At 64.4% G+C, this 26,354-nt stretch carries 24 protein-coding genes; 15 read left to right on the top strand and 9 right to left on the bottom strand.

What is annotated here, in order from left to right:
- Positions 1-22: 22 nt before the first annotated feature.
- From QA642_RS37335 to QA642_RS37320, 4 genes are read left to right on the top strand one after another with little or no spacing between them, the layout of a single operon-like run.
- On the top strand, positions 23-1,117 hold the full coding sequence (locus tag QA642_RS37335) for an ABC transporter ATP-binding protein (RefSeq protein ID WP_283081365.1): 1,095 nt from the start codon (positions 23-25) through the stop codon (positions 1,115-1,117).
- 2 nt (positions 1,118-1,119) lie between these two features.
- On the top strand, positions 1,120-2,886 hold the full coding sequence (locus tag QA642_RS37330) for an ABC transporter permease subunit (RefSeq protein WP_283081364.1): 1,767 nt from the start codon (positions 1,120-1,122) through the stop codon (positions 2,884-2,886).
- A gap of 32 nt (positions 2,887-2,918) precedes the next feature.
- Positions 2,919-3,824, top strand: a complete 906-nt coding sequence (dapA, locus tag QA642_RS37325; protein WP_283081363.1) for a 4-hydroxy-tetrahydrodipicolinate synthase — start codon at positions 2,919-2,921, stop codon at positions 3,822-3,824.
- A gap of 12 nt (positions 3,825-3,836) precedes the next feature.
- Positions 3,837-4,715: an IclR family transcriptional regulator C-terminal domain-containing protein gene (locus QA642_RS37320; protein ID WP_283081362.1), complete on the top strand. Its 879-nt coding sequence runs from the start codon at positions 3,837-3,839 to the stop codon at positions 4,713-4,715.
- A gap of 209 nt (positions 4,716-4,924) precedes the next feature.
- On the opposite strand, the gene QA642_RS37315 is transcribed toward QA642_RS37320, so the two are convergent.
- The 5 genes from QA642_RS37315 to QA642_RS37295 form a co-directional block, all read right to left on the bottom strand.
- Positions 4,925-6,019 carry an alkene reductase gene (locus tag QA642_RS37315; protein WP_283081361.1) on the bottom strand — a complete coding sequence of 365 codons (1,095 nt, stop codon included), beginning with the start codon at positions 6,017-6,019 and terminating at the stop codon, positions 4,925-4,927.
- A 194-nt stretch (positions 6,020-6,213) separates the two neighbouring features.
- Entirely contained in the window at positions 6,214-6,717 is a 504-nt protein-coding gene (locus QA642_RS37310; protein ID WP_283081360.1) for a DUF1993 domain-containing protein, read from the bottom strand.
- Positions 6,718-6,956: 239 nt separating this feature from the next.
- Positions 6,957-8,258 (bottom strand): lytic murein transglycosylase, encoded by a 1,302-nt coding sequence (locus tag QA642_RS37305; RefSeq protein ID WP_283081359.1) that lies wholly within the window; start codon positions 8,256-8,258, stop codon positions 6,957-6,959.
- Between the two features lie 104 nt (positions 8,259-8,362).
- The gene (locus QA642_RS37300) at positions 8,363-10,303 is read right to left on the bottom strand and encodes a glycosyltransferase (protein WP_283081358.1); all 1,941 of its coding nucleotides are present in this window, start codon (positions 10,301-10,303) and stop codon (positions 8,363-8,365) included.
- Positions 10,300-11,640, bottom strand: coding sequence for an HlyD family secretion protein (locus QA642_RS37295; protein ID WP_283081357.1), 1,341 nt, complete (start codon positions 11,638-11,640; stop codon positions 10,300-10,302). Before QA642_RS37295 ends, QA642_RS37300 begins: the two co-directional genes overlap by 4 nt.
- Positions 11,641-11,924: 284 nt before the next feature.
- Between QA642_RS37295 and htpX the strand changes: the two genes are divergently transcribed.
- The gene (gene htpX, locus QA642_RS37290; protein ID WP_283081356.1) at positions 11,925-12,884 is read left to right on the top strand and encodes a zinc metalloprotease HtpX; all 960 of its coding nucleotides are present in this window, start codon (positions 11,925-11,927) and stop codon (positions 12,882-12,884) included.
- A gap of 135 nt (positions 12,885-13,019) precedes the next feature.
- Positions 13,020-13,661 carry a tetratricopeptide repeat protein gene (locus QA642_RS37285; protein WP_283081355.1) on the top strand — a complete coding sequence of 214 codons (642 nt, stop codon included), beginning with the start codon at positions 13,020-13,022 and terminating at the stop codon, positions 13,659-13,661.
- A 181-nt stretch (positions 13,662-13,842) separates the two neighbouring features.
- On the opposite strand, the gene QA642_RS37280 is transcribed toward QA642_RS37285, so the two are convergent.
- Positions 13,843-14,193 (bottom strand): hypothetical protein, encoded by a 351-nt coding sequence (locus tag QA642_RS37280; RefSeq protein ID WP_283081354.1) that lies wholly within the window; start codon positions 14,191-14,193, stop codon positions 13,843-13,845.
- A 161-nt stretch (positions 14,194-14,354) separates the two neighbouring features.
- Entirely contained in the window at positions 14,355-15,158 is an 804-nt protein-coding gene (locus QA642_RS37275; RefSeq protein ID WP_283081353.1) for a hypothetical protein, read from the bottom strand.
- Between the two features lie 258 nt (positions 15,159-15,416).
- Here QA642_RS37275 and QA642_RS37270 point away from each other — a divergent pair, with 258 nt between their 5' ends.
- A complete protein-coding gene (locus tag QA642_RS37270; RefSeq protein ID WP_283081352.1) occupies positions 15,417-15,710 on the top strand; it encodes an antibiotic biosynthesis monooxygenase in 294 nt (97 codons plus the stop codon).
- Positions 15,711-15,901: 191 nt separating this feature from the next.
- On the opposite strand, the gene QA642_RS37265 is transcribed toward QA642_RS37270, so the two are convergent.
- Positions 15,902-17,347, bottom strand: coding sequence for a short-chain fatty acyl-CoA regulator family protein (locus QA642_RS37265; protein WP_283081351.1), 1,446 nt, complete (start codon positions 17,345-17,347; stop codon positions 15,902-15,904).
- A 231-nt stretch (positions 17,348-17,578) separates the two neighbouring features.
- Here QA642_RS37265 and QA642_RS37260 point away from each other — a divergent pair, with 231 nt between their 5' ends.
- From QA642_RS37260 to QA642_RS37250, 3 genes are all read left to right on the top strand, one after another.
- Entirely contained in the window at positions 17,579-19,213 is a 1,635-nt protein-coding gene (locus QA642_RS37260; protein WP_027564329.1) for an isocitrate lyase, read from the top strand.
- A 30-nt stretch (positions 19,214-19,243) separates the two neighbouring features.
- On the top strand, positions 19,244-19,453 hold the full coding sequence (locus QA642_RS37255) for a hypothetical protein (RefSeq protein WP_018648868.1): 210 nt from the start codon (positions 19,244-19,246) through the stop codon (positions 19,451-19,453).
- 296 nt (positions 19,454-19,749) lie between these two features.
- Positions 19,750-20,307 carry a hypothetical protein gene (locus QA642_RS37250; RefSeq protein WP_283081350.1) on the top strand — a complete coding sequence of 186 codons (558 nt, stop codon included), beginning with the start codon at positions 19,750-19,752 and terminating at the stop codon, positions 20,305-20,307.
- Positions 20,308-20,420: 113 nt separating this feature from the next.
- Here QA642_RS37250 and QA642_RS37245 read toward each other — a convergent pair whose 3' ends face one another.
- Complete coding sequence (locus QA642_RS37245; protein WP_283081349.1) at positions 20,421-21,302, bottom strand: metallophosphoesterase; 882 nt, start codon at positions 21,300-21,302, stop codon at positions 20,421-20,423.
- Positions 21,303-21,424: 122 nt separating this feature from the next.
- Between QA642_RS37245 and QA642_RS37240 the strand changes: the two genes are divergently transcribed.
- The 5 genes from QA642_RS37240 to QA642_RS37220 all read left to right on the top strand — a co-directional run bounded on the left by QA642_RS37240 (position 21,425) and on the right by QA642_RS37220 (position 26,050).
- On the top strand, positions 21,425-21,916 hold the full coding sequence (locus QA642_RS37240; RefSeq protein WP_283081348.1) for an NUDIX domain-containing protein: 492 nt from the start codon (positions 21,425-21,427) through the stop codon (positions 21,914-21,916).
- Between the two features lie 77 nt (positions 21,917-21,993).
- Entirely contained in the window at positions 21,994-23,058 is a 1,065-nt protein-coding gene (locus tag QA642_RS37235; RefSeq protein WP_283081347.1) for an acyltransferase, read from the top strand.
- Positions 23,059-23,090: 32 nt separating this feature from the next.
- Positions 23,091-24,356 (top strand): glycosyltransferase family 2 protein, encoded by a 1,266-nt coding sequence (locus QA642_RS37230; RefSeq protein WP_283081346.1) that lies wholly within the window; start codon positions 23,091-23,093, stop codon positions 24,354-24,356.
- Positions 24,353-25,477, top strand: a complete 1,125-nt coding sequence (locus QA642_RS37225) for a hypothetical protein (protein ID WP_283081345.1) — start codon at positions 24,353-24,355, stop codon at positions 25,475-25,477. The genes QA642_RS37230 and QA642_RS37225 overlap by 4 nt, the downstream gene beginning before the upstream one ends.
- A 57-nt stretch (positions 25,478-25,534) precedes the next feature.
- Positions 25,535-26,050: an N-acetyltransferase gene (locus QA642_RS37220; RefSeq protein ID WP_283081344.1), complete on the top strand. Its 516-nt coding sequence runs from the start codon at positions 25,535-25,537 to the stop codon at positions 26,048-26,050.
- Positions 26,051-26,354 lie beyond the last annotated feature (304 nt).

Below are 26,354 nucleotides of genomic sequence, written 5' to 3'. Positions count from 1 at the left end.
TGTCAAGGGATCGGAGCGGCCCATGGTCTCGTCGAGCCTGCGCATTCACGAGTTGTGCAAGCGCTACGGTGACTTCGTCGCGCTGGCGCCGACCAACCTCGACGTCGCGAGGGGCGAATTCCTCACGCTGCTCGGTCCGTCCGGCTCGGGCAAGACGACGCTGCTCAGCCTGATCGCGGGCCTCGCCCATCCCGACGAGGGACGGATCCTGATCGACGACGCCGACGTCACGCATAGCCCGGCCTATGAGCGCGATATCGGCGTCGTCTTCCAGAACTACGCGCTGTTTCCTCACATGACGATCGAGGACAACATCGCCTTTCCCCTGAAGATGCGCAAGGTCACTGACGCCGAAGCGCGCCGGCGCACCGCTGAGGCGCTGGAGACGGTGCGCTTGCCGCACGTGGCAAAGCGCTATCCACGCGAGCTGTCCGGTGGTCAGCAGCAGCGCATCGCCCTGGCGCGCTGCATCGTCTATCGCCCCGCGATCATTCTGATGGACGAGCCGCTCGGTGCGCTGGACAAGAAGCTGCGCGACCAGATGCAGCTCGAGATCAAGCGCATCCATCGCGAGCTCGGCACCACGATCGTCTACGTCACCCACGACCAGGAAGAGGCGATGACCATGTCGGATCGCATCTGCCTGATGAATGCGGGTGCGATCGAGCAGCTCGGCACGCCGCAGGATCTCTACTTCCGGCCGCGCTCGCTGTTCGTTGCCGACTTCCTCGGCGAGTCCAATCTGCTCAGCGCCACCGTGCGCGGCGTCGACGGCGACGGGCTCGACATCGTCCTCGCCGAGCAGGCGGCGTCGTCGCGCGCGGTCGGCAATGGCAGCAGTTTCGCCGCGGGCGAGCCGATCAAGGTCATGGTCCGTCCGCAGAATCTCGTGGTCGGCGGGGCAGGCGGCGGCCAGCTCAGCGGCCGGCTCGTGGACGTGATGATCAGCGGCAGCCTGACGCGGCTCTACATCGCCCCGGAGACGGCGGGCCTGCCGCAGCTCGTCGCAGCGCATCCGACCCGCAGCGGGTCGGCGCCCTATGAGATCGGACAGCGTCTGTCGCTCGGATGGAATGCGGTTGACGCCGTCGCCATCCGCGACGGGAAGGGGATCTGAGCTTGGCCGCCCTGCGCACGATATCGCGGAGGCTGGCCTGGACGCGGGCTGCGATGGGTGCGCCGCTCATCCTGCTGCTCGTGCTGTTCCTGGTCTATCCCGTCGGCCAGTTGCTGCTGCTGAGCGTCTACGGCGACAATGGCTTCACGCTTGCCCAATATCGCCAGCTCTTTGCCTCCTCGGTTTATCTCGACGTCCTGCTGATCACCCTGAAGATCTCGCTGGTCACCACGCTCGTCTGCATCGCGACGGGCTATCCGATCGCCTATCTGATCTCGGTCGCCGGCAAGGACCGCAAGACAACGCTTCTGTTCTGGGTGCTGCTGTCGTTCTGGACCAGCTTCCTAGTCCGCGCCTTCGCCTGGATCGTGCTGCTCGGGCGCAACGGCGTCATCAACAAGACGCTGATCTCGCTCGGCATCATCTCCAGTCCCGCGAGCCTGCTCTACAATTTCGGCAGCGTCCTCGTCGGCATGGTGAACGCGCTGCTGCCGCTCGCCGTTCTGACCATGCTCTCCGTGATGGAGAACATCGATCGCACCTTGCCGCGCGCGGCGGCAACCCTCGGGGCACGGCCGGGCATGGCGTTCTGGAAGATCTATTTTCCGCTGTCGCTGCCGGGCGTCGCCGCGGCAGGGATCATGGTGTTCGTCACCGCGATCGGCTTCTTCATCGTGCCGGCGCTGCTCGGCGGGCGCCGCGAGACCATGATCACGCAGCTCATCATCGACCAGGTCCAGCAGACCATGAATTGGGGCTTTGCCGGCGCGATCTCGGTGCTGCTGCTGCTCGTGGTCCTCATCGTCTTTGCGGCCTATGACCGGCTGCTCGGCCTGTCGACCATGACCGGCGCATCCGCGCCGCGCAATGCGGCGCCGTCGCGCTTGTTCGCCCCGGCGCAGAGGGCGGGAGATGCGCTCCTGACGCTGCTCGGTGCGATCTCGGACGGAATCCTCCGCCTGCTGCCGTCACGCCGTCGCGACCGCAATCCAGATCAAGCCGGCCTCGGCTTGCGGGCCTTCGTCTGGACCATGCTGTTCGTCATCAGCGCGCCGATCATTCTGATGATCCCGCTGTCGTTCGGCACCGGCGGCCTCAACTGGCCACCGCAGGGCTTCACCCTGCATTGGTACGAGACGGTGCTGAATTCGCCGGTCTGGACCCAGGCGCTGTTGCGCTCGTTGCTGGTCGGAATCGCCACTGGGCTGCTTGCCATGTTGATCGGCACGCCTGCCGCGTTCCTGCTGGTGCGCAGCGACATTCCCGGCAAGGCGGCGTGGCTCGCCTTCATCCTGTCGCCGATCGTCGTGCCGCGCATGATCATCGCGGTCGGCCTGTTCTACGTCTTCGCGCGCATGGGCCTCGTCGGCAGCGCCTTCGGCCTCATTCTCGGCCATACCGTCGTCGCGGTGCCCTATGTGGTCATGACCATGATGGCCGTGCTGCGCAATTACGACACGCGGCTCGACCATGCCGCGCAGAGTCTCGGCGCGCGCCCGCTTGCAACGTTGCGCTACGTCACCTTCCCGATCCTCGGGGCCGGCATGGTGTCGTCGTTCCTGTTCGCCTTCGCGACCTCGTTCGACGAGCTCACCATCGCGCTGTTTGCCACCGGCGGCCTGAACGCGACGTTGCCGAAGCAGTTCTGGGACGAGGTGACGCTTCAGGTCTCGCCCGCGATCGCCGCCGTCTCGACCTGCCTGTTCGTTTTCATGGGGCTTCTCATCTTCGTCGCCGAACGCCTGCGTCGGCGTGCTGCCGCGAGATAGCCGTCCCGCATCCCAACCCAGAGGTTCACATCATGCTCACTGCCAATCGCCTCCGCGGCCTGTTCCCGGCCATTCCGACCCCGGTCAAGGCCGACGACACCATCGATGCCGGCGCGGTCTCGGCCATGTTCGCCTGGCTCAACAAGCAGGGCATCGACGGCGTGGTGCCGCTCGGCGGCACCGGCGAATACGGCGCGCTCGCCCGCGCCGAGCGCATCAAGATGGCTGGCCTCTCGGTGAAGGCGATGGCGGGCAAGGGTCCGGTCATCGCCGGTGTGCTCGACACCGGCTTCCACGATGCCTTGCAGGCCGGCCGTGAATTCGCAGCCGAAGGCGTGGACGGGCTCCTCGTTCTTACGCCATATTATACCAACCCGACTCAGGCCGGCGTTCGCGACTATTTTCTGCGTTATGCCGATGCTTCGCCGGTGCCGGTCCTGATCTACGAGATTCCCTATCGCACCCGGATCGCGATCGAGCCCAAGATCCTGCATGAGCTGTCCAGGCATCCCAACATCATCGGCATGAAGGCCTGCAACCTCGACATGTACCATTTCCTCCAGGTCGTGGCCGGAGTCGACGAGAGCTTTGCGGTGCTGAGCGGCGAGGACAGCCTGTTCCCGCTGCACTTGGCGGCGGGCGCCAAGGGCGGCATCATCGTCACCGCGTGCTTGTTGCCGCGCGCCTGGCGCCAGATCTTCGAAACGGCGACGGCGGGCAAGACGGCGGAGGCGTTGAGCCTGCATCGCGGCCTGATTCCGCTGATGAACATGGCATTTGCCGAGACCAATCCGGGGCCGATGAAGGCGGTGATGGACATGGTCGGTGTCGAGGCGCCGCGCATGCTGGCGCCGCTGGTGCAGCCGGCGCCGGCACTGGTCGCGTCCCTCCGCGCCGAGCTCGGCCGGCAGCTGGCGATCTCGGAGGGCGTCGCATGAGAGGATGGCAGCATGGCGCGTAGCAGCCGCGCGGGCGGCGGCCGGCCTGCGAAGGCAAAGGCCGCCAAAGCCAGCACGAAGTCCGCGGCGAAGGCGACGGACAAGGCAGACGAGCAGCGCTCGTCCCTGTTCGTCGGCTCGACCGAGAAGGCGTTCCAGGTCCTGCATGCCTTCGACGGGCCGCAGCGCTACATGACACTGGCCGACATTGCGCGCGCCGCCGATCTTGACCGCAGCGCCACCCAGCGCCTGGTCTACACGCTCGAGACCCTCGGCTATCTCAAGCGGATCGAAGGCACGCGCAATTACGGCCTCACCTCGAAGGTGCTCCAGTTCTCGCACAGCTATCTCAAGGCCAACGATCTGATCGATCGCGCCTCGCCCTATCTGCTCGAGATCAGTCGCAATCTCGGCGAGACGACCAATCTGCACGAGCTGGACGGCCACGAGGTCGTGTTCGTGGCGCGCTTTCCGGGCGCGCATCTGATCAACATCGACATCGTGATCGGCAGCCGGCTGCCGACCTTCTTCACGGCGTCGGGTACCGCAATCCTGTCGGCGTTGCCCGAAGAGGAGCGCCTTGCACTGCTCGAACGCACGCCGCTCGAACCGCTGACACCTTTCACGGTGACCGATCCGAAGGCGCTGCTGGAGCGCGTGCGCGTCGCCGCTCAACGCGGCTACGCCGTCATCATGAACGAGACCGTGATGGGTGACATTTCGGTCGCCGCCCCCATCATCGACGAGCACGGCCGCGCCGTCGCCGCGATCAATATCTCGGTGCCGACGACGCGCTGGACCAAGGAGCGCGCCGAGGCCGAACTGGCGCAGCACGTCCACGTCGCCGCGACCTCGATCTCCAAATCGAAGTTCAACCGCTACGCGGCCTGAGGTGGTTCTGGGCAAGAGAAAAGGCCGGGAGCGATCCCGGCCTTTTTCTTTTCTTCGCCTCTCCCCGCCTGCGGGGAGAGGCCGTATCGCATCGCAGATGCGATACGGGTGAGGGGACTCTCCGCGAGTCCAACTGTCACCGTCCTTGCGGAGACTTCCCCTCACCCCAACCCTCTCCCCGCAAGCGGGGAGAGGGAGAGGAGGCAGCTCTACTTCGCTGCCGCCAGCGCCGGGTAATCCGTATACCCCTTCGCGCCGCCGCCGTAGAACGTGTTCTTGTCCCAGTCGTTCAGCGCCGCGCCCTGCTTCAACCGCTCGACCAGGTCGGGGTTGGAGATGAAGGGCTTGCCGAAGGCGATGAGGTCGGCCGCGTTCGCGTCCAGCACCTTGGTGGCGAGATCGAAATCGTAGCCGTTGTTGGCGACGTAGGCGCCGGAGAAGCGCTTGCGCAGGGATGCATAGTCGAACGGGGCGACGTCGCGCGGCCCGCCGGTGGCGCCCTCGACGACGTGGAGATAGACGAGCTTCAGCGCGCTGAGGCCGTCGACGATATGGTCGTACAGGGCCTGCGGGTTCGAGTCCGAGATGTCGTTGGCCGGCGTCACCGGCGAGATGCGGATGCCGGTGCGATCGGCGCCGGCTTCAGTCGCGACGGCCTTGGAGACTTCCAGCATCAACCGCGCGCGGTTCTCGATCGAACCACCGTAAGCATCGGTGCGCTTGTTGGCGCCGTCCTTGGCGAACTGCTCGAGCAGATAGCCGTTGGCGCCGTGGATCTCGACGCCGTCGAAGCCGGCCTCGATCGCATTCTTCGTGGCGCGCTTGAAGTCGTCGATGATGCCCGGAATCTCGGAAAGCTCGAGCGCGCGCGGCTCGGACACGTCGGCAAAGCCGCCGTTCACGAAGGTCTTGCCCTTGGCGCGGATCGCGCTCGGCGCCACGGGGGCTGCGCCATTCGCCTGAAGATCGACATGCGAGATGCGGCCGACATGCCAGAGCTGGATGAAGATCTTGCCGCCGCGCTCATGCACCTTGTCGGTGACTTTGCGCCATCCCGCGACCTGCTCCTTGGAGTAGATGCCGGGAGTGTCCTGGTAGCCCTGGCCCTGTTGCGAGACCTGGCTCGCCTCGGTGATCAGCAGGCCCGCGGAGGCGCGCTGGCTGTAATAATCGGCGGCGAGCGCGCCGGGTACGAACGTGCCGGGAACAGCGCGGTTGCGCGTCAGCGGCGCCATGACGAAACGGTTGGCCAGCGTGATCGGGCCGAGCTTGTAGGTCTCAAACAATTTGGTCGAACGACTCATGGGATTGCTTCCAGGCGGTGAGAGGTCAGCAACACTTGTGCATTGCGATAACCCGCGCAAGGGAGGAGCCATTCGGAAAGTGCAGGCGAGCTACGCGCGGGGCCTCGCGTAGCATAATTCATGTGCAATTTCGGCCACGACAGCAGAATCCCGCTGCCGCGGCCGTGCGATTGCGCAAATCAGGTCAAGCCCAATCAGTTCAAACCCATGAAATCGCGCTTGCCGATCTCGACACCGTTGTGACGCAGGATTCCGTGGGCGGTCGCGCAGTGGAAATAGAAGTTCGGCAGCGAGAACGCGCTCAGGAACTGCTGGCCCTTCAGGGTCGTGGTCTTATCGGGCCCGCTCGGGAAGGTGACGTCCTTGGCCTCGGCGCCCTCGAACTGCTCGGGCTTGAACGACTTCACATAGGCGATGGTTTTCGCCAGCCGCTGCTTCAGTTCTTCGAAGGTCTTTTCGGTGTCGGGATTGGAGGGCACCTCGCTGTGGGTCAGTCGCGCGCAGCCCTTGGTGGCGAAATCGCTGACGAGCTGGATTTGCTTCGACAGCGGCAGCATGTCCGGGAAGAGGCGGGAGCCGAGCAGCACGCTCGGATCGATCTTTTTGGCCGCGCAATGTGCCTCGGCCTTGGTGAGCAGGCCCATGAGGCTGTTCAGCATTTGCAGATAGGCGGGGACGACGGCGTCGTAGAAGGACATGTGATGCTCGCTTCGATGGTGGGAAATCTCAGGAGAAAACCTGAGTCACTCACATGGGAGTCTCATGGAATAATACAATTGTCGAAGTAGCTTGTGCGGTGCGAAAATTCTATTGGCCACAAACTCAGTGTCATCGCCCGCGAAGGCGGGCGATCCAGTACGCCGCGGCCACTGTGATTGAGCCGAGAGGCCGCGGCGTACTGGATGCCCCGCCTTCGCGGGGCATGACAGTGGTCGGCTTACCGCACCACTCCCGCCGGCTGCGCCTGTGCCGTGCCGCCGCGCATCCGCGCCAGCAGCTCGGCGGTCGGCCAGGAATCCGCCGGCAGGCCGTATTTGATCTGCATCGCCTTCACCGCGGCGCGGCTCTGCTGGCCCAGCACGCCGTCGACCTTGCCGACATTGAAGCCGGCCTGGACCAGAAGCTGCTGCAATTGCTTGAGCTCGTTGAACGGCAGCTGCGCGACTGGCTGGGCGGGTTTTCGCATCGGCGCGGCACCGGCGATGCGCGAGGCGAGATAGCCCGCGGTGGTCGAATAGATCAGCGAGTTGTTCCACTCGGTGTAGGCCGCGAAATTCGCATAGGCCATGAAGGCCGGGCCAAAGCGTCCCATCGGCAGCAGCACTGAGGCTGCGAGATTGTCGTTCGGCAGCGGCCGTCCGTCGGGATAGGTGACGCCAAGCTGCGCCCATTTCGAGCGCGGCTGCTGCACGGTGAGATCGGTCTGCTCCCACGGCAGATTCTGCGGCACCTTGATCTCCTCCAGCCACGGCTCGCCGCGCCGCCACTTCAGGCCGTTGGCGATGTAGTTCGCGGTCGAGCCGATCACGTCGGGGCCCGAGCGCAACAGATCGCGCCGTCCGTCGCCGTCATAGTCGACGGCGTAGTTGACGTAATGCACCGGCAGGAACTGCGTCTGCCCGAGCTCGCCGGCCCAGGAGCCGATCATCTCGTCGGGCGTAAGATCGCCGCGGTCGATGATCTTCAGCGCGGCGATGGTCTCGTTCACGAACATCTCCGAGCGGCGGCAGTCATAGGCCAGCGACACCAGCGATTTCAGCGTCGGCAGATTGCCCATGTTGGCGCCGAAGTCGCTCTCCAGGCCCCAGAACGCAGCGATCACCGCCGGCGGCACGCCGTATTCCTTCTCGGCACGCGCGAATGCCGCGGCGTATTGCTTGATGTGCTGCTGGCCGTTCTGCATGCGATAGGGCGCGGCCATGCGGCCGGCAAATTCGGTGAAGAGCTGGCCGAACACGCGCTGGCCGCGGTCGCGGTTGACGATGCCCTGGTCGTAGACGAGGTAGGGCGAGGCCTCCGCGATCGTCCGCTGCGACACGCCGGCGGCGACCGCCTGTTGCTTCACCTCTGCAAGGAAGCGATCGAAGCTCGCCCCGTTGTGGCACGAGGCCGCGCGCGGCGAGGGCGCGGCGGCCTTGGGCGCCGCAGGCCTTGCGGGCGGAGGTACGAACTGGGCGGAGGCGGTGGCGGAGCAAGCGAGGAGCGCGACGGCCGCGATCAGAAATCGGGTCTGGACCATAAGGGTTCCGGCAGGGAAGGACGGACGAGGATTCGCCCGAAGTCTAGGTGAAGTGACGGCCTCAGGCCATCCTTTCCATGCCACGCCGGGACGCGGAATGCGAGCTAGCCAAACAGTCGCATCAAGAGTGCCTTGCCGACCGGGAGCGCCCGCACGCCCCGGTAGGGGCGCACATATTCGCCGGCATAGAACGCCCGGATCGCGTGCACACGCGTATCCATGCCCTCCTCGAAGCGAACCGCAAAACCGTCCGCCGTCCGCCGCACCACGATGGCCGCGATCGAGCGGCCATAGATCTGGCACGCGATCGAGCTGCCGGGACGCGGTGGATCGGGATCGATCAGCCGGGCGCCGGTGATGGAAATGTCGGCAAGCCGCGCCAGATGCGACTTGCCGTCCTGGCGCAGCAGCACGGGTTCGTTGCGGTGAAAGCGTTCCGCCTTGCGCTTGCGCGGCTGCTCGATGCAGACGAAGCAGACCACGGTGAGGATGAATGCGTTGTAGAGACTCCAGGCCAGCGCCAGCCCGCCATAGGCGATGCTCTCGCCGCGCAGATGCAGGATGAAAGCGTAGGCGATGGCCGCGAGGGTGATGAGGAGCGCAGTGCCGTAAATTCGCAGCAGCGGCCATTCGACGAACCTGTTGTCGCGGTCGCCGCCTTTCGCGGTGACCTTGAATTTGTGCCCCTGCGGCTTCAGCAGGCCGGCCGCCACCGCCTTCAGCACCGCGGGCGCGGCGATCAGTTGCGAGACGTCGGTCATCATCGCGAGCGAACGTCCCTGCGACAGCCAGGCCATGCTGAGTCCGTGCCAGACGTAGAACGGCAGGAAGAAGCGGAGCAGCTCGGTGAGGTCGGCCTGTACCGCCTTGATGCCGAACAGCAGGAACAGCCAGGGCACGACGAGACCCGCGACCTTCGAGGTGTAAACCGCGGCCCAGCTCATGAAGGCGTCGACCAGCGAGAGGCGATCGATGAAGGAGAGTTTTGACATTCGTGAAAGCGGTCCGCTGCGGCCGCGGACGATCTGCATGAAGCCGAGACACCAGCGGGCGCGCTGGGTGATGTATTCCTTCAGCCCCTCCGGTGCGAGCCCGATCGTCAGCCGTTCGTTGAGATAGACCGTGGTGAGGCCGATTTCCTTCAGGCGCAGGGTGACGAGATAGTCCTCCGTGACGGAGTCGGTCGGGAAGCCGCCGATCTGCACCAGCCCGGCGTAGCGGATCAGAGAAGACGTGCCGCAGCAGAAGGCGACGCCCCAGGCGTCCTTGGCCGGCATCAGGATGTCGAAGAAGTAGCGCTGCTCGTCGGGCCAGACGTCGGTCGCGGCGAGATTGGTCTGGATCGGATCGGAATTGATGAAATGCTGCGGCGTCTGCACCACGCCGACCGAGGAGTCGTCCATCAGCGAGATGGTTCGGGCCAGGAAGTCCGGCCGCGGTACGAAATCCGCATCGAGGATGGCCACGAATTGCGGCGGCTCCGGCAGCGCGCCGACATGCTTGAGCGCATGGTTGATGTTGCCGGCCTTGGCGTGGCGGTTGTCGGGCCGCGTCAGGTAATGGCAGCCGAGCTCGCCGGCGAGCCGCCGCAGCCAGGGCCGCCTTCCGTCGTCGAGCACCCAGACGCGATAATGGCCGTACTCCATGCCGGTGGCGCCGATGATCGTGCGCTCGAGGATCGATCGCTCTTCGTTGTAGGTGCAGATGAACACGTCGATCAGCGGCGCGCGCGGATCGCTGGCGCGGCCGTCGATCCTGGCCGCCCTGGTGCGGTCGCGCGTGCGGCTGAGGAACAGCAGCGACAGCGCAACCGCAACCAGTGAGGCGGCCTCCAGCAGCATGAAGGGATAGCCGGTCATTGCATCTGCCGTCAGGCGTGGCGGAGGCAGGGTCGAAGTCACGCGCCAATGGAGATAACGAAGCAGCAGCGCCAGCGACACCACGGCCAGGAACGAGCGGGCCATCGTGCTGTCGCGCCTCAGCAGCGGCACGATCGCCATGAAGGCGCCGAGCGCGATCAGGCCGGGCGTCAGCGCCATCGTCACGATGCGCCTTCGCGGCCGGCAAACACGACACGGCCGGTGCGTCCCACCGTGCAGCCGTGGGCGGCGGCATCGGCAAGCGCAACGGTCACGCGGTAAGGCTCCTTGCTCAGCGCGTCCGGATTGATCGCGAGATTGGCGGGCGCGCCCGCGGCCCCGGTCAGATTGACCACCGTGCCCGAGATCGGCGCGCCGCCGTCGTTCGGCTCGAACGTGGCGTGGTCTCCGAGCTGCAGGCGGTTGTAGACGTTCTCGGTGACATTGGCGGTGATGACGGCGGTGCTGCAATCGAGCACCTTGAGCAGCGGCTGTCCGGCCTGCACGTCCTCGCCGGGCGAGGTCATCATCTCCCAGACGCGGCCTGCAACAGGCGTCGTGATGTTGGCCTCGGAGAGATCGGCGAAGCGGACCTCCTCGATGATGATCTCGTTGGCGAGCCAGGCAATCTCGGTGTCGGTGCGTGCGAGATCGGCCTCGAGGTCGCTGGCGCGCTGGCGCATCTCCTCCTCGCGCTGCACCGAGCTCGGGCGGTCGTTGTAGCTGTCGCCGAGGAACGAGCCGTTCTGTGCCGCGGCAAGCTCGACCTTGGCGGCATCCAGCCGCTTGCGCGCGCCGAGCTCGGTCTGCTGCGACACCGAGAGCTCGCGCGTCAGCCGGGCCAGCTCGACGGTCGAGACATTGCCGGATTTGGCCAGCGACGAGGCGCGCTCGACCGCGGCGCTGGCCTCGTCGCGCCGCGCCGCGGCCGCTTCGATCGAGGTCTGGATCTCGGCGATGCGGGCTTCGAGCTGGAGCACCCGTCCGTCGCGGAATTGCGCGGCCTGCCGTGCCAGATCCTTCTGTGCCGCCTGCGCGGAGGCGAGCTTGGCGGCAAGGCTCGGCCGCTCGTTCTCCAGGCGAGATTTCTGCCGCCGGAGATCGTCGAGGCGGGTGCGGTCGCCACGCGAATTCACGACGCGCAGGACCACGGTTCCGGCGTCCAGCCTGGCTTGATCGGTGATGCGCTGGGCGGCTGCGACGCGGCCACCGATCGGCGTGCGCAGGGTGACGAGGCGCGAATTCAGCACAGCCTCGACGCTCGAATATTCCCAGATCGCGCGCAGCGGCAGCCAGCCAAACACGGCGATGATCGCAAGTCCGATCGCGATCTTGCCGCCGCGTCGCAGATGCGGCCAGCGCCGCCCGGATTCGGGCGCGGTCTGCGCTTCGGGCCCATGGCCCACCTCGTCATTGGCGAACACCTGTTCTTGCAGCGCCTCCTGTAATCCTTTCGCGTCAGTCTTCGTGTCTTGAGGGGAGGGTGCGGGGTCGACGGAAGCGGCGCGCGAGCGGTCCATCATGACGGTCACCTTGCTGACGGGAGCCAACGGAACCGGTCAATGCGCGAGGCCGGCGCAGCGTGCCCGGTTACCGTGCATTAAGCCCACGCTGCACTTTCCAGGTCGCTAAGCTCCCGGGCGCGTTTTTGCGCGAATCCCGGTCAAGCTTTAGCGAGGCAGGAAAGGCTGACCGCGCATCCATGAATCTGCGGCCCGGCGACGCACGAACCTTGCGGTGGCCGACCGCATTCATACTTCGAAGATGCCGGCCGAAGGCCCGCCCGCGGCCGGTTTGGGAGACGGCCATGAACTATCTTCGTACCGCAATGCTGCTCGCAGGCCTCACCGCCCTGTTCGTGGGCGTGGGCTATCTGATCGGCGGTGCTTCGGGCGCCATGATTGCGCTCGTCATCGCGGCTGCGACCAATCTCTTCACCTACTGGAACTCCGACCGCATGGTGCTCTCGATGTACGGGGCCCATCAGGTCGACCGCACCAGCGCGCCGGAACTGGTCGGCCTCGTCGCCGAGCTTGCCGGCCGCGCCGGATTGCCGATGCCGCGTGTGTTCGTGATGGATCAGCCGCAGCCCAATGCGTTCGCGACCGGCCGCAATCCGGAAAATGCCGCCGTCGCCGTCACCGTCGGACTGATGAACCAGCTCAGCCGCGAGGAGCTCGCCGGCGTGATCGCGCACGAGCTTGCGCATATCAAGAACCACGACACGTTGCTGATGACGATCACTGCCACCATCGCCGGCGCGATCTCCATGCTGGCGCAGTTCGGCATGTTCTTCGGCGGCCACCGCGACAACAACAGCGGCCCCGGCATCGTCGGCTCGATCCTGATGATGATCCTGGCGCCGCTCGGCGCGATGCTGGTGCAGATGGCGATCAGCCGCACGCGCGAATACGCCGCCGACGATCTCGGCGCGCGCATCGCCGGGCAGCCGATGTGGCTAGCCTCGGCGCTGGTGAAGATCGAGGGGGCGGCGCATCAGGTCCCGAATTTCGAGGCCGAGCGCAATCCCGCGACCGCGCACATGTTCATCATCAATCCGCTGTCGGGCCACGGCGTGGACAATCTGTTCGCCACTCATCCCTCGACGCAGAACCGCATCGCGGCGCTCCAGCGGCTTGCGGCTCAGCTCGGCGCACATGCGGCGCCCTCGGTCGGCGCCAACGAGAATTATCCGCCGCAGGGACCCTGGGGCCAATCGTCCTCGCGCGGGCCTTCTCGTGGCCCTTCTCGTGGCCCCTGGGGCTGATGGAACCGGTCGGGAATTGCGCCTGGCTTTGTGACCTGGCGCACACAGGATGGCCCCGTCCGGTGTTAACACGCAGGCGAGAGATTTCCTTCGAAAGGGGATGCGTGGCCGGCCTGCCGCCGGTCACGGTCGAAGATGACCAGAACTGCCGTACCATTGCTGATCGTCCTTTGCGTGCTCATCGGGCTGTCCACGCACATGGTCGTCAATTGCGGCGACGAGGACGATTCCGACATCTGCTCGGCCGTGATCGGCTTCTCACCGCTGCGCGGCTCGCTGATCGCCTTTGCCTATGAGGGGCGCGGTCGGATTGCGCTGCGCCATGGCGACTTCCGCCGGGCGATTGCCGATTTCGACGAGGCGATCCACCTCAATCCCAACCGCGCCGCGCTCTATCGCGACCGCGCGCTGGCGCGCCGGCAGAACGGCGACCTCGCGCTCGCCATTGACGATTATGACGAGGCGATCGCGCATGATCCCAAGCTCGCCGCGCCCTATCACCAGCGCGCCCTGGCGCTCGCTGCGACCGGCGATCTCGACCGCGCTATCCTGAGCTACAACACGGCGATCCGCCTCGACCCGTCGGATGCGCAGGCCCGCCTCGACCGGGGCCTTGCCTTCCTCGCCCGCGGCCAGGCCGACGACGCCCGCGCCGATTTCGAGGCCGCGGTGGCGCTGCCCGCTGGCAAGGACGCCCGCACCCGCGAGGCCGCGCGCGCCAAGCTCGCCGAGCTCGCGAGCGCCGAGCCGGCCCAGGTGTCGGCGCCAAGAAGGTAGGAGTTACCTAAAGCGGCATTCGCCGCTGCACCCTCTCCCCTTGTGGGAGAGGGTGGCTTCGCTGCAAGCGAAGCCGGGTGAGGGGTCTCCATCCTCACGAACAGTCTTGCGAGCGGAAAGAACCCCTCATCCGGCGCTTCGCGCCACCTTCTCCCGCAAGGGGAGAAGGAAGAAAGCGCGCCTACTTCGCCTTCTTGGCTTTCGCCTTTTTTGCCTTGGCCTTCTTCGCCGGCTTGTCTTCCTTCGGCTTCTCCGCCTTCACCGCAACCGGTGTGCTGGCGGCGAGGCGCATCGACCTTGCGTAGCTGTCGGCGACGTTGTCGGCGGACATCTGCAGGCGCCTGGCGGCGGCGGTGGCCTGCTCCATGGTGGCCTTGGCCATCATCTTGAAGCGCTCGCCGGTCTCCTTGCCCTTGGCCTTGGCCGCGAGGCCGTTGTAGCGATCCCGCCGCTCCTTGGCGCGGGTCATCAGGCCCGTATGCAGCTGTCTGGCCAGTTGCCGGATCACGACATCCAGGTCGGCGTCCGCCATGTTGTTCTATCCTCTTGAAAAACAGGTATCGATGCGGGCGGGACTATGCAGATCAGGCCCCACCTTGGCAATTCCTACCCGGGCGTCATCCGCAGCTTCCGGTTAGCAAAACAAAAAGCCGCGCTGTTGGCGCGGCTTTTGGGCTGTCTTGGGCAGGCGCCTTATTTCAGCGAGGCGACCGGGCCGCTCGAGGCTGCCGGATCGGGGTCGAAGCCGAACACGCCGACCAGATATTTGTAATAGTCCGGCATCTTCTCCTTGAGCGCCTCGCGCGACTTCGGGTCGTGGAATTCGCTTTTTCCCGCCAGGAAGATGCTGCCGGTCACGGCGAAGAACTCCATGGGATTCTTCATCGCATAGGATTCCTTGGGCAGGAGGTCCTTGGTCTTGGCCAGCGCATAATAGAGGATCACGCCCTTGTTGGCGTAGCCGTCCGGCAGCAGCCGGGCGTGATAGGCGTGCAGCAGCTCGTGCAGCAGCACGGCCTCCTTCTCGTAGCGCATCAAGTCCGGCCGAAGCATTATGACGCCGAGGCCCGAATCGACCGCGAGGTCGACGGCATTGGGATTGGTCCACCGCTGCTTGTCATGGTCCCACACCGTCAGCGTGCGCGGTGCGCTGCGCTGGATGTCCGGGGTGACGCGGCCGTAGCAGGCGGTCGCGGCGCCTTCGTCGAGGCAAGCGAGCTCGCTCGCGACGATCGGGACGGTGCGGAAGAAGCGCAACACGCGCGGCGACAGGCCGGATGCTTCGACGACGTCGATCTGCTGCTTCACATTCTCGGTGAGCTTGTCGACATCCTTGCGCTCGGAATTCTCGGTGAGGTCGAACATGTAGCCGCGATAGCTCTGGAAGCCCGGCGGCAGCGGCGCAGCTGCGCCAGCGGCATCGAGCGAGCCGGCATGGGACGGATTGGTGAAAAGCGCGCCGACAATGGTTGCGGTCAGCAGCAACGCAATGCGCATGATGAACCCCCTGATGTCACTTCGCCCGGCAGGATAGGCCACCGTTGTTTGCGAAAAGTGAGTGGGGCAACACTAAGGCACCGATGTTGAGGCGTGCTTAACCGCTGGTTGCAGATCGCGGGGATGGGTTAGGGCCGGGTTAACCAAGGCCAACGCCGCGAGCGCTAGCCCATCGCCGTCATCCTCAGGATGACGGAATCGGCTATCGGGTGTAGGTTGAACAGCACCAAGATTCAGACAGCCGGAAGGGAGGATGCCATGTATGCCGCCATCCGTCAGGCCAAGGCGAAAAGCGGGAGCGCGGAAGAGCTGGCGCGCCGCATCAAGGACGGCGCCGTTCCGATCATCAGCGACGTCGACGGTTTCCGTGCCTATTACGTCGTCTATGCCGGCGACGACACGGTCACCGCGATCTCGATCTTCGACAAGTTCGAGCAGGCCGAGGAAGCGAACAAGCGCGCCATCGCCTGGATCGAGAAGGATCTGGCTCCGCTGCTGGCGGGTCATGCGAGTGCCGCCGCCGGGCCGGTGATCGTGCATACGCTGGCGTGAGGCGGGTCAGTCACGCCTCATTTTCCACTGTCATGCCCCGCGAAGGCGGGGCATCCAGTACTCCGCGGCGTCTCGGTTCAATCACAGCCGCTGCGGCGTACTGGATCGCCCGCCTTCGCGGGCGATGACAGCGGTGGGTGTAGCGGATGCCTTCCGCCAAACGCGAAGCAGTGCCCGCGCGATTCCTGCCCTCACAACTCCCGCGCATTCGAGAACGCGAAACTCGACACTCGTCTCGTCGTCTCGTCCAGGATCAGCGTGCGCGTGATCGGCGGCTCGGCGCGCTGGGCGCAGTTCTCGCGCTCGCAGAGGCGGCAATTGACGCCGATCGGTGTGCCCTCGGTCTTCTCGAGGTCCAGGCCGGCGGCGTAAGTGAGGCGCGCGGCGTGGCGGATCTCGCAGCCGAGGCCGATGGCAAAGCGCGGCTGCGGCAGCGGATGCGGCGCCACCGGCCGTCGCACCATCTGCGCGATCGAGAAATAGCGCGTGCCGTCGGGAAGCTCGATCACCTGCTTGAGCAGACGATCCGGCGTGTCGAAGGTCGAGTGCACGTTCCACAACGGACAGGTGCCCCCGAACTTCGAGAACGGGAACGTGCCCGACGAAAAACGCTTGGAGACGTTGCCGGCATTGTCGACGCGCAACAGGAAGAACGGAATGCCGCGCGCGTTCGGCCGCTGCAGCGTGGTGAGGCGATGGCAGACCTGCTCGAAACCGGAATTGAACCGCTGCGCCAGCACGTGGATGTCGTAGTTGAGCGCTTCGGCCGCAGCGAGGAAGGCCGGGTAGGGCATCATGACAGCGGCTGCAAAGTAATTGCCGAGGGTGATGCGGAACAGCCGTCGCGGCGCGTCGTCGAGCGGGCCGGCACGGCCGATGATGGTCTCGAGGGCTTGCGCGCATTCGCCAAGCCCGAGCTGGAAGGCGAGCTGGAACGCACGGCCGGGCGGGTCGACCAGCTCGGAGATGAGCAGCTGACGGCGATGGCGGTCGAAACGGCGCAGCGTCTCGCGCATCACGTCGACAGGCATGATGCGGGTCTGGATCGAGTGCTTTTCACGCAGGCGCGCGGTGAGCGCGGCATAGAGTCCTTCGGCCGGCACGTTCAATTCGTCGCGCAGGGTCTCCGCGGCCTGCTCCAGCTCCGGAAAATAATTGCGGTTGGCCTCGATCAGCTCGCGCACGCGCTCGACCGGATTGGCCTCGAAGCGCGTGCCGACGTCGCGGTCGGCCATCTGCGCGGCCGCCAGCGTCTCGCCCTGGCGCGCCTCGGTGTAGGCGGCATAGAGCCGCTGCAGCGCATGGGTGACGCCGGGGCAGAGCTCGGCGAGGTCGCGCAGCTCCTGCTTGGGCACGTCGATCTGGCGGAACAACGGATCGGAGAAGATCTCGTTGAGCTCGGCGAAGAAGCGGTCCTCGTCGGCGGTGGCGAGGTCGCGCAAATCGAGGTCATAGGTCTCGGCCAGCCGCAGCAGGATCTGCGCCGTCACCGGGCGCTGGTTGCGCTCGATCAGGTTGACGTAGCTCGGCGAGATCCCGAGCCCCTCGGCGATCTGGGTCTGCGACAGCCCCAATTGCTGCCGGATCCTCCGAAAACGTGGCCCGACGAACAGTTTCTTCCCGGATTCGGCGGGCATTTCTCAGATCTCCGTGCGTGAACGACAGTCTTGCTGACCTATATTTACAAAATTTACAAAATAACATCTATTACATGTTCCGATGTTACATGACATCACCATTCAAATACAAGGCCTCTATACGAACTTCTCTTTCTGGCGTTTAGCTCATGACACGCATTTCGCAATGCACTGTCAAAAATGTCGATGGCGAAGCCGAAGGCTCCGTCATCATCGAGAAGGATCAGGCACATGAATTACCAGCCCCGCGGCATTAGCGCCCTTGAGCGTCCGGCGTCCTATCAGAGCGAGATCGAGGCAGCCCAGGCGCTGCTTCAGACCAAGCCGACCTGGAACGGGGTGACGGCCGAGGCCGTCGCGCGCATGCGCCTGCAGAACCGCTTCAAGACCGGCCTCGACGTCGCCCGCTACACCGCGGCGCTGATGCGCGCCGACATGGCGGCCTATGACAAGGATCCGACCAAGTACACCCAGTCGCTGGGCTGCTGGCACGGCTTCATCGCCCAGCAGAAGCTGATCTCGGTCAAGAAGCATTTCGGCGGCAAGACCGATCGCACCTATCTGTACCTCTCCGGCTGGATGATCGCGGCGCTGCGCTCCGAGTTCGGCCCGCTGCCCGACCAGTCGATGCACGAGAAGACCTCGGTGCCGGCGCTGATCGAGGAGCTCTACACCTTCCTGCGTCAGGCGGATTCGCGCGAGCTCAACGACATCTTCCGCCTGCTCGACAAGGCGCGCAAGGAAGGCGACAAGACCCGCGAGAAGGAGCTGATCGAGAAGATCGACAACTTCCAGACCCACGTCGTGCCCGTCATCGCCGACATCGATGCCGGCTTTGGCAACGCTGAGGCGACCTATCTGCTCGCCAAGAAGATGATCGAGGCGGGCGCCTGCGCGCTCCAGATCGAGAACCAGGTTTCCGACGAGAAGCAGTGCGGCCACCAGGACGGCAAGGTCACCGTGCCGCATGACGTCTTCCTCGCCAAGATCCGCGCCTGCCGCCACGCCTTCCTCGAACTCGGCGTCGAAGACGGCATCGTCGTGACCCGCACCGACTCGCTCGGCGCCGGCCTGACGCAGCAGATCGCCGTCAGCCATAAGCCCGGTGACATCGGCGACCAGTACAACAGCTTCCTCGATTGCGAGGAAATCACCGCTGAGAACGCCCGCAACGGCGACGTCATCATCAACCGCAACGGCAAGATGATGCGTCCGAAGCGGCTGCCCTCCAACCTCTACCAGTTCCGGCCCGGCACCGGTGCCGACCGCTGCGTGCTCGATTGCATCACTTCGCTCCAGAACGGCGCCGACCTGCTCTGGATCGAGACCGAGAAGCCGCATATCGAGCAGATCGCCAGCATGGTCGACCGCATCCGCAAGGTCGTGCCGAACGCCAAGCTCGCCTACAACAACTCGCCGTCGTTCAACTGGACCCTCAACTTCCGTTGGCAGGTCTACGACGCGATGAAGGAAGCGGGCCAGGACGTCAGCAAGTACAATCGTGCCGAGCTGATGAAGGCGGAGTACGACGACACGCCGCTGGCGAAGGAAGCCGACGAGCGCATCCGCACCTTCCAGGCGGATTCGGCCAAGCGCGCCGGCATCTTCCACCACCTGATCACGCTGCCGACCTACCACACGGCCGCGCTCTCGACCGACAACCTCGCCCGCGAGTATTTCGGCGAGCAGGGCATGCTGGGCTACGTCAAGAACGTCCAGCGCGCCGAGATCCGTCAGGGCATCGCCTGCGTGAAGCACCAGAACATGGCCGGCTCCGACATCGGCGACGACCACAAGGAATACTTCGCGGGTGAAGCTGCCCTCAAGGCGGGCGGCGCTCACAACACGATGAACCAGTTCGGCTAACGCACCACGCGCTTCGAGAGGAGACTGACAATGACCACAGGCAGCAATTTCTGGGTGATCGGCGGCGAGTTCGGCTCGATGAACTTCCACAAGCTGGTGGAAGGTTCGGCCCAGGTCAAAGGCCCCTTCAAGACCCGCAAGGAAGCCGAGGACTGCTGGCGCGAGGTCTCGGAAGAGAGCCGCCACAAGGCCGGCGTCCGCTTCTCGATCGTGGAAGAGCCCTCGCGCGTTTCGGCCTAAAGCATGATCCGGAAAAGTGCGTAGCGGTTTTCCGAAAAGATCATGCGCAAACAACAAGCTAAAACGCGATGACGATTCATCCTGATCTCATCGCGCTTTAGGGGCCCGGCCGCCGAGCTGAATTAAGAAGACGTCCAAGGACGGATGGTCCCATCCAGGCTCTGCCTGGGTGGGATCGTCTGTTTTTGGCACAGGCGAGGTGCCTGTGGGCACCGTAAGTATCTGGAATTGTGGACCCTTTGCGGACGGTTTGGTTACTGATAGGTTAACGTCAGCAATCCAGGACGAGGCCGACAATGTCAGAGCCCGAGACCAGCGTGACCCATCCCAGCCAGCCGCGCCCGGTGCGGCTGCGCGATGCGCTGCTGCGCGCACGGATCGAGGCCGCCGACCGGACCGGGGTCGTCGTCGACCTCCGCGACGCCGAAGTGGCGCGGCTGGAGATCCTCAACGACGCGCTCGACCCGCTGTTCGCGCAGGTGCCTGACCAGATCGACCTGTTCGACCGCGGCATCAGCCAGGGCGAGACGCCGAGGCTCTGGATCGACGTGGTCGCGCACATCATGATGGGGCGCGACAAGCGGCAGTACCGCTTCGTCCAGGACACCCGCTTCGGCCGCATCGTGCTCGCCGAATCGCACGACACGGCTGTCATCGTGGACGCCGTGACCGACTACGTCGCCCGCCGCATGATCGAGCGCGAGCGCGCGATGGTGGTCCCGCCCGAGCCGGTGCCCGAGGCCGCGGAGAAGCCGCGGCGCCGCTCGCGCGTCTGGCCGTTCGTGCTCGGCTTCATCCTCGGCGCAGCCGCGCTGTTCGGCCTCGCCGTAGTGGCGGCCCTGCGGAGCTGGTGAATTTTCCTCCGCCGTCATTCCGGGGCGCGCGTAGCGCGAGCCCATTGATCCGCATGCGCTGCCGCCCGATGGATTCCGGGCTCATGCTTCGCATGCCCCGGAATGACGGAGTGCTAGATCAACCTTGCATGCTTGACCTGCTGGATCTGAAACCCAGCCCCGAGGCCCCGCACCGTCTGCTCGCAGCGCCAGCCGGCATTGTCCTTCTCGATCGTGAAGAGATTATACGCCGCCGCCGGATAGCGCCCGTGCGCGAGCGCGGAGGCCGAGGGCACGCCGAGCGCGGGAATGTTGCCGTTGGGCCCCTCGAACCACATCGTCGAATGAATGTGGTCGTGCCCGTGCAGGATCAGCTCGACGCCGTGGCGCCTCACGAGCGCGAGCAGCTCGGCGGAATCGGTCATCCGCTTCTGGCGTGCGACCGACTTCAGGGGATGATGCACCAGGAGCACGCGAAAGATGTCCTCGGCCGCGAGTTGTTCGAGCACCGCTGCGAGCGCGGCGAGCTGATCGCGGCCAAGCGTGCCGGTCGCCATCAACGGCAAAGTCGGCACCGCCGTCGACAGGCTGATCAGCGCGAGTGGTCCGCGCCGGCGCACGCTCGGAAAGCCGATGCGGCCGTCGTCGCCCGCAAGATAGGGCGCAAAGGTCTCGCCGAAGCGATGAAAGGTGGCGCGGACATAGGCGTCGTGATTGCCGGGAATCGTGGTGACGCGGTCGGGCGGCCCGACACCGTCGAGCCAGGCGCGCGCCGGCGCGAACTCCGCTTCCAGCGCGAGGTTGACGAGATCTCCCGTCACCGCGATATGGTCGGGGGCCTGCGCCTGCATGTCGGCGACGATGGCGTCGAGCACCTCGCGGCGCTGGTATTTGTGGCGGTTGCGCGTCCAGTTGACGTAACCGAGCACGCGCTTGCCCGCGAGTTCGACCAGCCGCGGCTTCGGCAATGGCGGCAGATGCGGGTCGGACAGATGGGCGAGCGTGAAGGGGGCCATGGCGCGCGATTGCCTCGCTATTCGTCCGCTGTAATGGCAAGGTCGCGGGCAGCGCGCAAGCCATGCCTGTGACAAGCAAAGCCTGACAAGCAAATCCTGAAGCGGAGCATCAAGGAAGCCTGATGGGAGAACCTCTCGACCGGATGCGACGGAAATTCGAGCCGCTGCTGCGGCACGTCTTCCACACCTATTTCCTGTTCGTCCGTGGCATGACTCTCGGCGTCCGCGCCGTGGTGCTGGACGCCGAGAACAGGGTGTTCCTGGTCAGGCACAGCTATGTCAGCGGCTGGTATCTACCCGGCGGCGGCGTCGACTACGGCGAGACCATGGAGCAGGCGATGCGGCGCGAACTCAAGGAGGAGGGGGACATCGACCTCACCGGAGAGGCCGTGCTGCACGGCATCTTCCTCAACAGCCACATCTCACGCCGCGACCATGTCGCGGTGTATGTCGTCAGGCAGTTCAGGCAGGAGCGTCTGCCCGAGCCCAATCGCGAGATCGCCGAATGCGGTTTCTTCGCGATCTCGGCACTGCCCGAGGGGACCACGCCCGGCACGCGGCTGCGGCTTGCCGAAGTGCTGGACGGCAGGCCGCCGATCACGACGTGGCGGTGAGATTTCAACGCAAAGCCGCGATGAGGCGGAAGGAACCTCCTTTTCTCGCGGGCCTGGTGTGCTAGGAAGAATGCCGCATGGGGCAAAGCAACTTCATCCCGAGACTTGAATCTCTTCGCGGTGTGGCTGCCGTTCTGGTCGCCGTCTACCATTGCGGCGGCATGTACCTGCAATACCCGGCCTCGGGGTCTTCGCGACTCTATTTCGCCTTCGCCAACGGTCTTGGCTGCGTCGTCGTTTTCTTCGTCATCAGCGGATTTGTTCTCGCCCGAAGCCTGGACAGGGCCGATTCCACTACCTTCGTTTCATTCGCGAGGAACAGAGCCTTTCGTCTCTTGCCGGCGTCCATAGCGGTCGTCGGTCTGCTCACGTTCCTTCATGAACGTTTTGGATTCTATGTTGGCTTTGAGGCTTCCTTTGCGCCACTCAACGTCTTGCTCAACATGCTTCTCATCAAGAGCGGCATCAATGGCGTGATGTGGTCACTGACGGTTGAGATTGCCGCGACTCCACTGATCTTCATGTCTGTCCGAGCATACAGGAAACACGGCAGGACGCCTCTTCTCGCCGTTGCCGCCGTTCTGTTTGGCCTGTCGTTCGTGGGCCAATATCGCGATCTCATTGGCGCGAATTTGGCGCCGCTTTATGCCTTTCTTGCAGGCATTCTCGTTCATTTCGAGGGACCGAAGATCGCCCGCTCCGTTTCTCTGAGGATGTCGGTTTGGATTCCCGTCCTCGGCATAGCGCTGTTCCTTCTGGCGGGCATTCTCAAGCAAGACGCCGGTTTGATGATCTTGATGGACTGCATCGGCGGAGCTTTGCTCGTGTTGGCGATTTCGCAATGGCCGCATCAACCCATGATGAAACCGCTCGATTGGCCACTGGTGCGTTTCTACGGTCGGATATCCTATAGCTTCTATTTGCTGCATATGCTCACGGTCGGGCCCATGATAGCTCTGGGCGCAGGATGGTTTGGGGGCCTGAACCCCTGGATAGCGGCGACGACCTTGTCAGTGCTGACTGTTCTCGCGGCAGCCGTGCCTGCACTGGCGTGCTACAGGCTGATCGAAATTCCCGGAATTAACCTCGGCCGGCGGCTGGGAAGTCTGAATGGCTTGCGCAACCGCGCGGTTGCGCAGTAACGGTCTGTCTTTCTGCATTCACGCGAGCGAAATTGGTTGAATTGATGGATATGGCCGAACCTGCTTCGAAAAGCGTAAGGCAAGTCGGGGGCATTCCGTCGGTGACCATGCCTGAGCTCGAACTGACAATTTTGATGCCTTGCCTCAAGGAGGCGGAAACGCTGGCAGTCTGCATTGCCAAGGCGCAGACGTTTCTTGGTCGGGCCCAGATCGCGGGCGAGGTTTTGATTGCGGATAATGGCAGCACGGATAATTCGCAGCATATCGCTGAGGCCGGCGGCGCTCGTGTGATCGACGTCCCCATGCGTGGCTACGGCGCAGCACTCCGCGCTGGTATCGCGGCAGCCCGTGGCCGCTACATCGTGATGGGAGACGCTGACGACAGTTACAATTTCGAACGCCTCGATGCATTCCTAAAACGCCTGCGGGCCGGTGACGATCTGGTGATGGGAAACAGGTTTCGCGGTGGCATCGAAGCCGGCGCTATGCCCTTCCTGCATCGCTATCTCGGAAACCCCGTCTTGAGCTGGTTGGGCCGTCTGTTCTTCCGCACGCCTCTGCGTGATTTTCATTGTGGCATCCGGGGCTTTTCCAGGGGTTCAATTGCGAAACTGGACCTGCGCACCACCGGAATGGAGTTTGCGAGCGAGATGGTTGTTCGTGCCACGCTCGTCGGACTGAAAATATCGGAAGTGCCGACCACGCTGTCGAAGGATGGCCGATCTCGTCCTCCACACCTGAGGACGTGGCGCGATGGCTGGCGTCACCTCAGGTTTCTGTTGCTGTATTCGCCGAGATGGCTGTTCTTCTACCCGGGTGCGTCGCTTGTTGCGGCAGGGACTGTGCTGAGCGGCCTGCTCTTCTTGGGCCCGATTCGAATTGCCGGAATCAGCTTCGAGATCCGGACCATGCTCGTCGCGTGCACCTGTCTGATCGTGGGTATTCAGGGCGTTTGCTTTGCGACGATTGCGCGTGGCTTCGCGGAGGATTTGAACCTTCTTCCTCCGTCTCCACGCTATGGCCGCATCATCGAGGCGTTTACGCTTGAACGCTTGGTTTTCGGGGGCGCGGCCATCTTTTTGGCCGGAATAGCCGGCCTGGTCACGGCGGTGGTGAGGTGGGGCGAAGTCCATTTTGGATCGCTCGATGTGTCTGGTCTGCTAGGGATGGTGGCCCTCTCCACGACGGCGATAACGGTCGGCGCGCAGCTCATTTTCACCGGCTTTCTGGCCGGCCTTATGTCAATCAAGCACTCCTCAGCCAACGTCGCGCTCGGCGGATTCGACGGAACGCAATGAAAATACTCAAACTCGTCCTCGGACTGGTCTGCCTGGCAATCCTCGTCAGCAATGTCAGCACGATGTCGCATTGGACCGAAGCCCGCGGCGTCTACGACGACATCTGCTATCTGCGCCAGGCGCATCTGTTTCAGCTACACGGTATCGGTGGGTTTGACACGGACTTAGCGCGCGATGAGGATCGCTTCCTCGCGCGGAAACTGATAGAGATCGGCTTCCCCGAGGGCCGGCTTGCGCCGTGTCATCCGCCGGCGAAGAGCGGCAAATATGTGCTGCAATATCCGCCCGGCACCGGATTCCTGCTCTCGCTATTTCAAGAGGGACATCAAGTGGTCCCACTCTATGTCGCTGCTGGCCTGATCGTGTGCGGTTTTGCCCTGCTCGGCATTTTCATGGCGCGGTCCCCGTCGGAAGTGCTGGGGGCGGGCGTGTTTGGCGCTCTCGCGATCTACATGATGATCAATCCGACCAAGGCCAGCTATTCCTTGGCTCCGACGATGGCGATCTGCGCCGCTTCGGGCTATCTGACTGCGCTGTGGCTGACCAGGGACAAGCATGAAATCTTGCTGGTCGCCCTGGTCGGTCTCCTGCTTGGTCTATCGGTGAATTTCAGGTTACCAAACCTGTTCCTGGTCGCGGGTTACGTCCTTTACCTGGGCTTCACGTTTCTCCGCTTGCGGACCGGCCCGACATTCCTGCGCGGGGTGGCTTTCAGCGCCGCTTATGTCGTCGGCCTGACGCCTACCTTGATTGCCAACGCGATCAATGCCGGTAGCCCGTTTACGACGACTTACGGGTCCGATGACGCTCTCGCCCCGGAATTCAACCTCGAGATCATGAGTCAGTATCTGCATGACCTGCAATTCGGGTTGATCCTGCTCGGGGTCGGATCGACTGCATGGCTGCTGCGAGTAGGTGAGGCCGGAGCGCGCCACGTCGCGCTCCTTGTCGTCGGCAATCTTCTGATCAACCTCGCCTTCTTCTTGAGCCATCCAATCTTCACGCCCTACTACGTGGTTCCGGTCACTTTGCTCTCGATGTGGAGCGTGTGCTTTGCAGGATTGATGCAATCGCCAAAGCATGCCGGGCAGGGCCGGCTCGTGCCGGCGACCGGCGCGTGAGCCCGCTGCAACTCTATTGGACCTTGACGCTTTCAGGTGCTATCTGCCCGGGTTGACATGACCGATCTCTCGCTCACCATCCTTCCCGAAGCCGCTGGCGATGCCCAGGCGATCGAGCGTCTGCACGAGCGCACCTTCGGCCCCGGCCGCTTCGTGCTCAGCGCCTACCGCATCCGCGAGCATGTCGACCATCTGCTCGACGTCTCCTTCACTGCGCGCATTGGCACGCTGCTGGTCGGCTCGGTCAGGCAATTGCCGATCCTGATCGGCGAGACCAACGCGCTGATGCTTGGGCCGCTCACCGTCGAGCCTCCGTTCCGCGACCGCGGCATCGGCCGTCAGTTGATGGAGCGTGCCCTGAAGGATGCGAGGGAGAAGGGCCACGCCATCGTGCTGCTGGTCGGCGACGAGGCCTATTACAGCCGCGTCGGCTTCAAGCAGGTCCCCAAGGGCCGCGTCATCATGCCGGGCCCGGTCGATGCCGCCCGCGTCCTGGTGTACGAGCTGGTTGAAGGTGCGTTCGAAGGCGTGTCGGGGACGGTCGTGCCGGACTGGAGCAAGGCGCGGGGTTAGCGGTGCGGGTCGATCTTTATCGTCGTCGCCCCAGCGGAGGCGGGAACGGAGAGATGTCGCGTTGCCAGATTGTGCCGTTGTCGAACTGGATCAGCATGTCGCCGATTGAATAGTCAGCGTTTCGACCTTCAGTTCGTGGACGCGATCGGAGATGGCAGCAACGAATGGCTTGCCAGCAATCCAAGCGAGCAAAGGACCGCTTAGATCTAGCTCTCCATCTCTAAAACTGTCCCGGCTGCGCCGGAGGGGCCGGCCAGTCCGACCTGAGATTGTTGGGAGCGGCGCGATCGAACAGATCCTGTCG

The organism is Bradyrhizobium sp. CB2312, assembly GCF_029714425.1.
GTDB lineage: Bacteria > Pseudomonadota > Alphaproteobacteria > Rhizobiales > Xanthobacteraceae > Bradyrhizobium.
The sequence above is the reverse complement of the archived record's forward strand: the minus strand, read 5'-3'. Positions and strand labels throughout refer to the sequence as shown.

Excerpts from the sequence above, each read along its gene's own strand:
- QA642_RS37315 (WP_283081361.1), bottom strand. The coding sequence starts at position 6,019 with ATGAGTCGTTCGACCAAATTGTTTGAGACCTACAAGCTCGGCCCGATC.
- QA642_RS37305 (WP_283081359.1), bottom strand. The coding sequence starts at position 8,258 with ATGGTCCAGACCCGATTTCTGATCGCGGCCGTCGCGCTCCTCGCTTGC.
- QA642_RS37265 (WP_283081351.1), bottom strand. The coding sequence starts at position 17,347 with ATGCCCGCCGAATCCGGGAAGAAACTGTTCGTCGGGCCACGTTTTCGG.
- QA642_RS37270 (WP_283081352.1), top strand. The coding sequence starts at position 15,417 with ATGTATGCCGCCATCCGTCAGGCCAAGGCGAAAAGCGGGAGCGCGGAA.
- QA642_RS37245 (WP_283081349.1), bottom strand. The coding sequence starts at position 21,302 with ATGGCCCCCTTCACGCTCGCCCATCTGTCCGACCCGCATCTGCCGCCA.
- QA642_RS37310 (WP_283081360.1), bottom strand. The coding sequence starts at position 6,717 with ATGTCCTTCTACGACGCCGTCGTCCCCGCCTATCTGCAAATGCTGAAC.
- QA642_RS37285 (WP_283081355.1), top strand. The coding sequence starts at position 13,020 with ATGACCAGAACTGCCGTACCATTGCTGATCGTCCTTTGCGTGCTCATC.
- QA642_RS37280 (WP_283081354.1), bottom strand. The coding sequence starts at position 14,193 with ATGGCGGACGCCGACCTGGATGTCGTGATCCGGCAACTGGCCAGACAG.
- QA642_RS37255 (WP_018648868.1), top strand. The coding sequence starts at position 19,244 with ATGACCACAGGCAGCAATTTCTGGGTGATCGGCGGCGAGTTCGGCTCG.
- QA642_RS37275 (WP_283081353.1), bottom strand. The coding sequence starts at position 15,158 with ATGCGCATTGCGTTGCTGCTGACCGCAACCATTGTCGGCGCGCTTTTC.
- QA642_RS37220 (WP_283081344.1), top strand. The coding sequence starts at position 25,535 with ATGACCGATCTCTCGCTCACCATCCTTCCCGAAGCCGCTGGCGATGCC.
- QA642_RS37260 (WP_027564329.1), top strand. The coding sequence starts at position 17,579 with ATGAATTACCAGCCCCGCGGCATTAGCGCCCTTGAGCGTCCGGCGTCC.
- dapA (WP_283081363.1), top strand. The coding sequence starts at position 2,919 with ATGCTCACTGCCAATCGCCTCCGCGGCCTGTTCCCGGCCATTCCGACC.
- QA642_RS37240 (WP_283081348.1), top strand. The coding sequence starts at position 21,425 with ATGGGAGAACCTCTCGACCGGATGCGACGGAAATTCGAGCCGCTGCTG.
- QA642_RS37225 (WP_283081345.1), top strand. The coding sequence starts at position 24,353 with ATGAAAATACTCAAACTCGTCCTCGGACTGGTCTGCCTGGCAATCCTC.
- QA642_RS37235 (WP_283081347.1), top strand. The coding sequence starts at position 21,994 with ATGGGGCAAAGCAACTTCATCCCGAGACTTGAATCTCTTCGCGGTGTG.
- htpX (WP_283081356.1), top strand. The coding sequence starts at position 11,925 with ATGAACTATCTTCGTACCGCAATGCTGCTCGCAGGCCTCACCGCCCTG.
- QA642_RS37250 (WP_283081350.1), top strand. The coding sequence starts at position 19,750 with ATGTCAGAGCCCGAGACCAGCGTGACCCATCCCAGCCAGCCGCGCCCG.
- QA642_RS37295 (WP_283081357.1), bottom strand. The coding sequence starts at position 11,640 with ATGATGGACCGCTCGCGCGCCGCTTCCGTCGACCCCGCACCCTCCCCT.
- QA642_RS37320 (WP_283081362.1), top strand. The coding sequence starts at position 3,837 with ATGGCGCGTAGCAGCCGCGCGGGCGGCGGCCGGCCTGCGAAGGCAAAG.
- QA642_RS37335 (WP_283081365.1), top strand. The coding sequence starts at position 23 with ATGGTCTCGTCGAGCCTGCGCATTCACGAGTTGTGCAAGCGCTACGGT.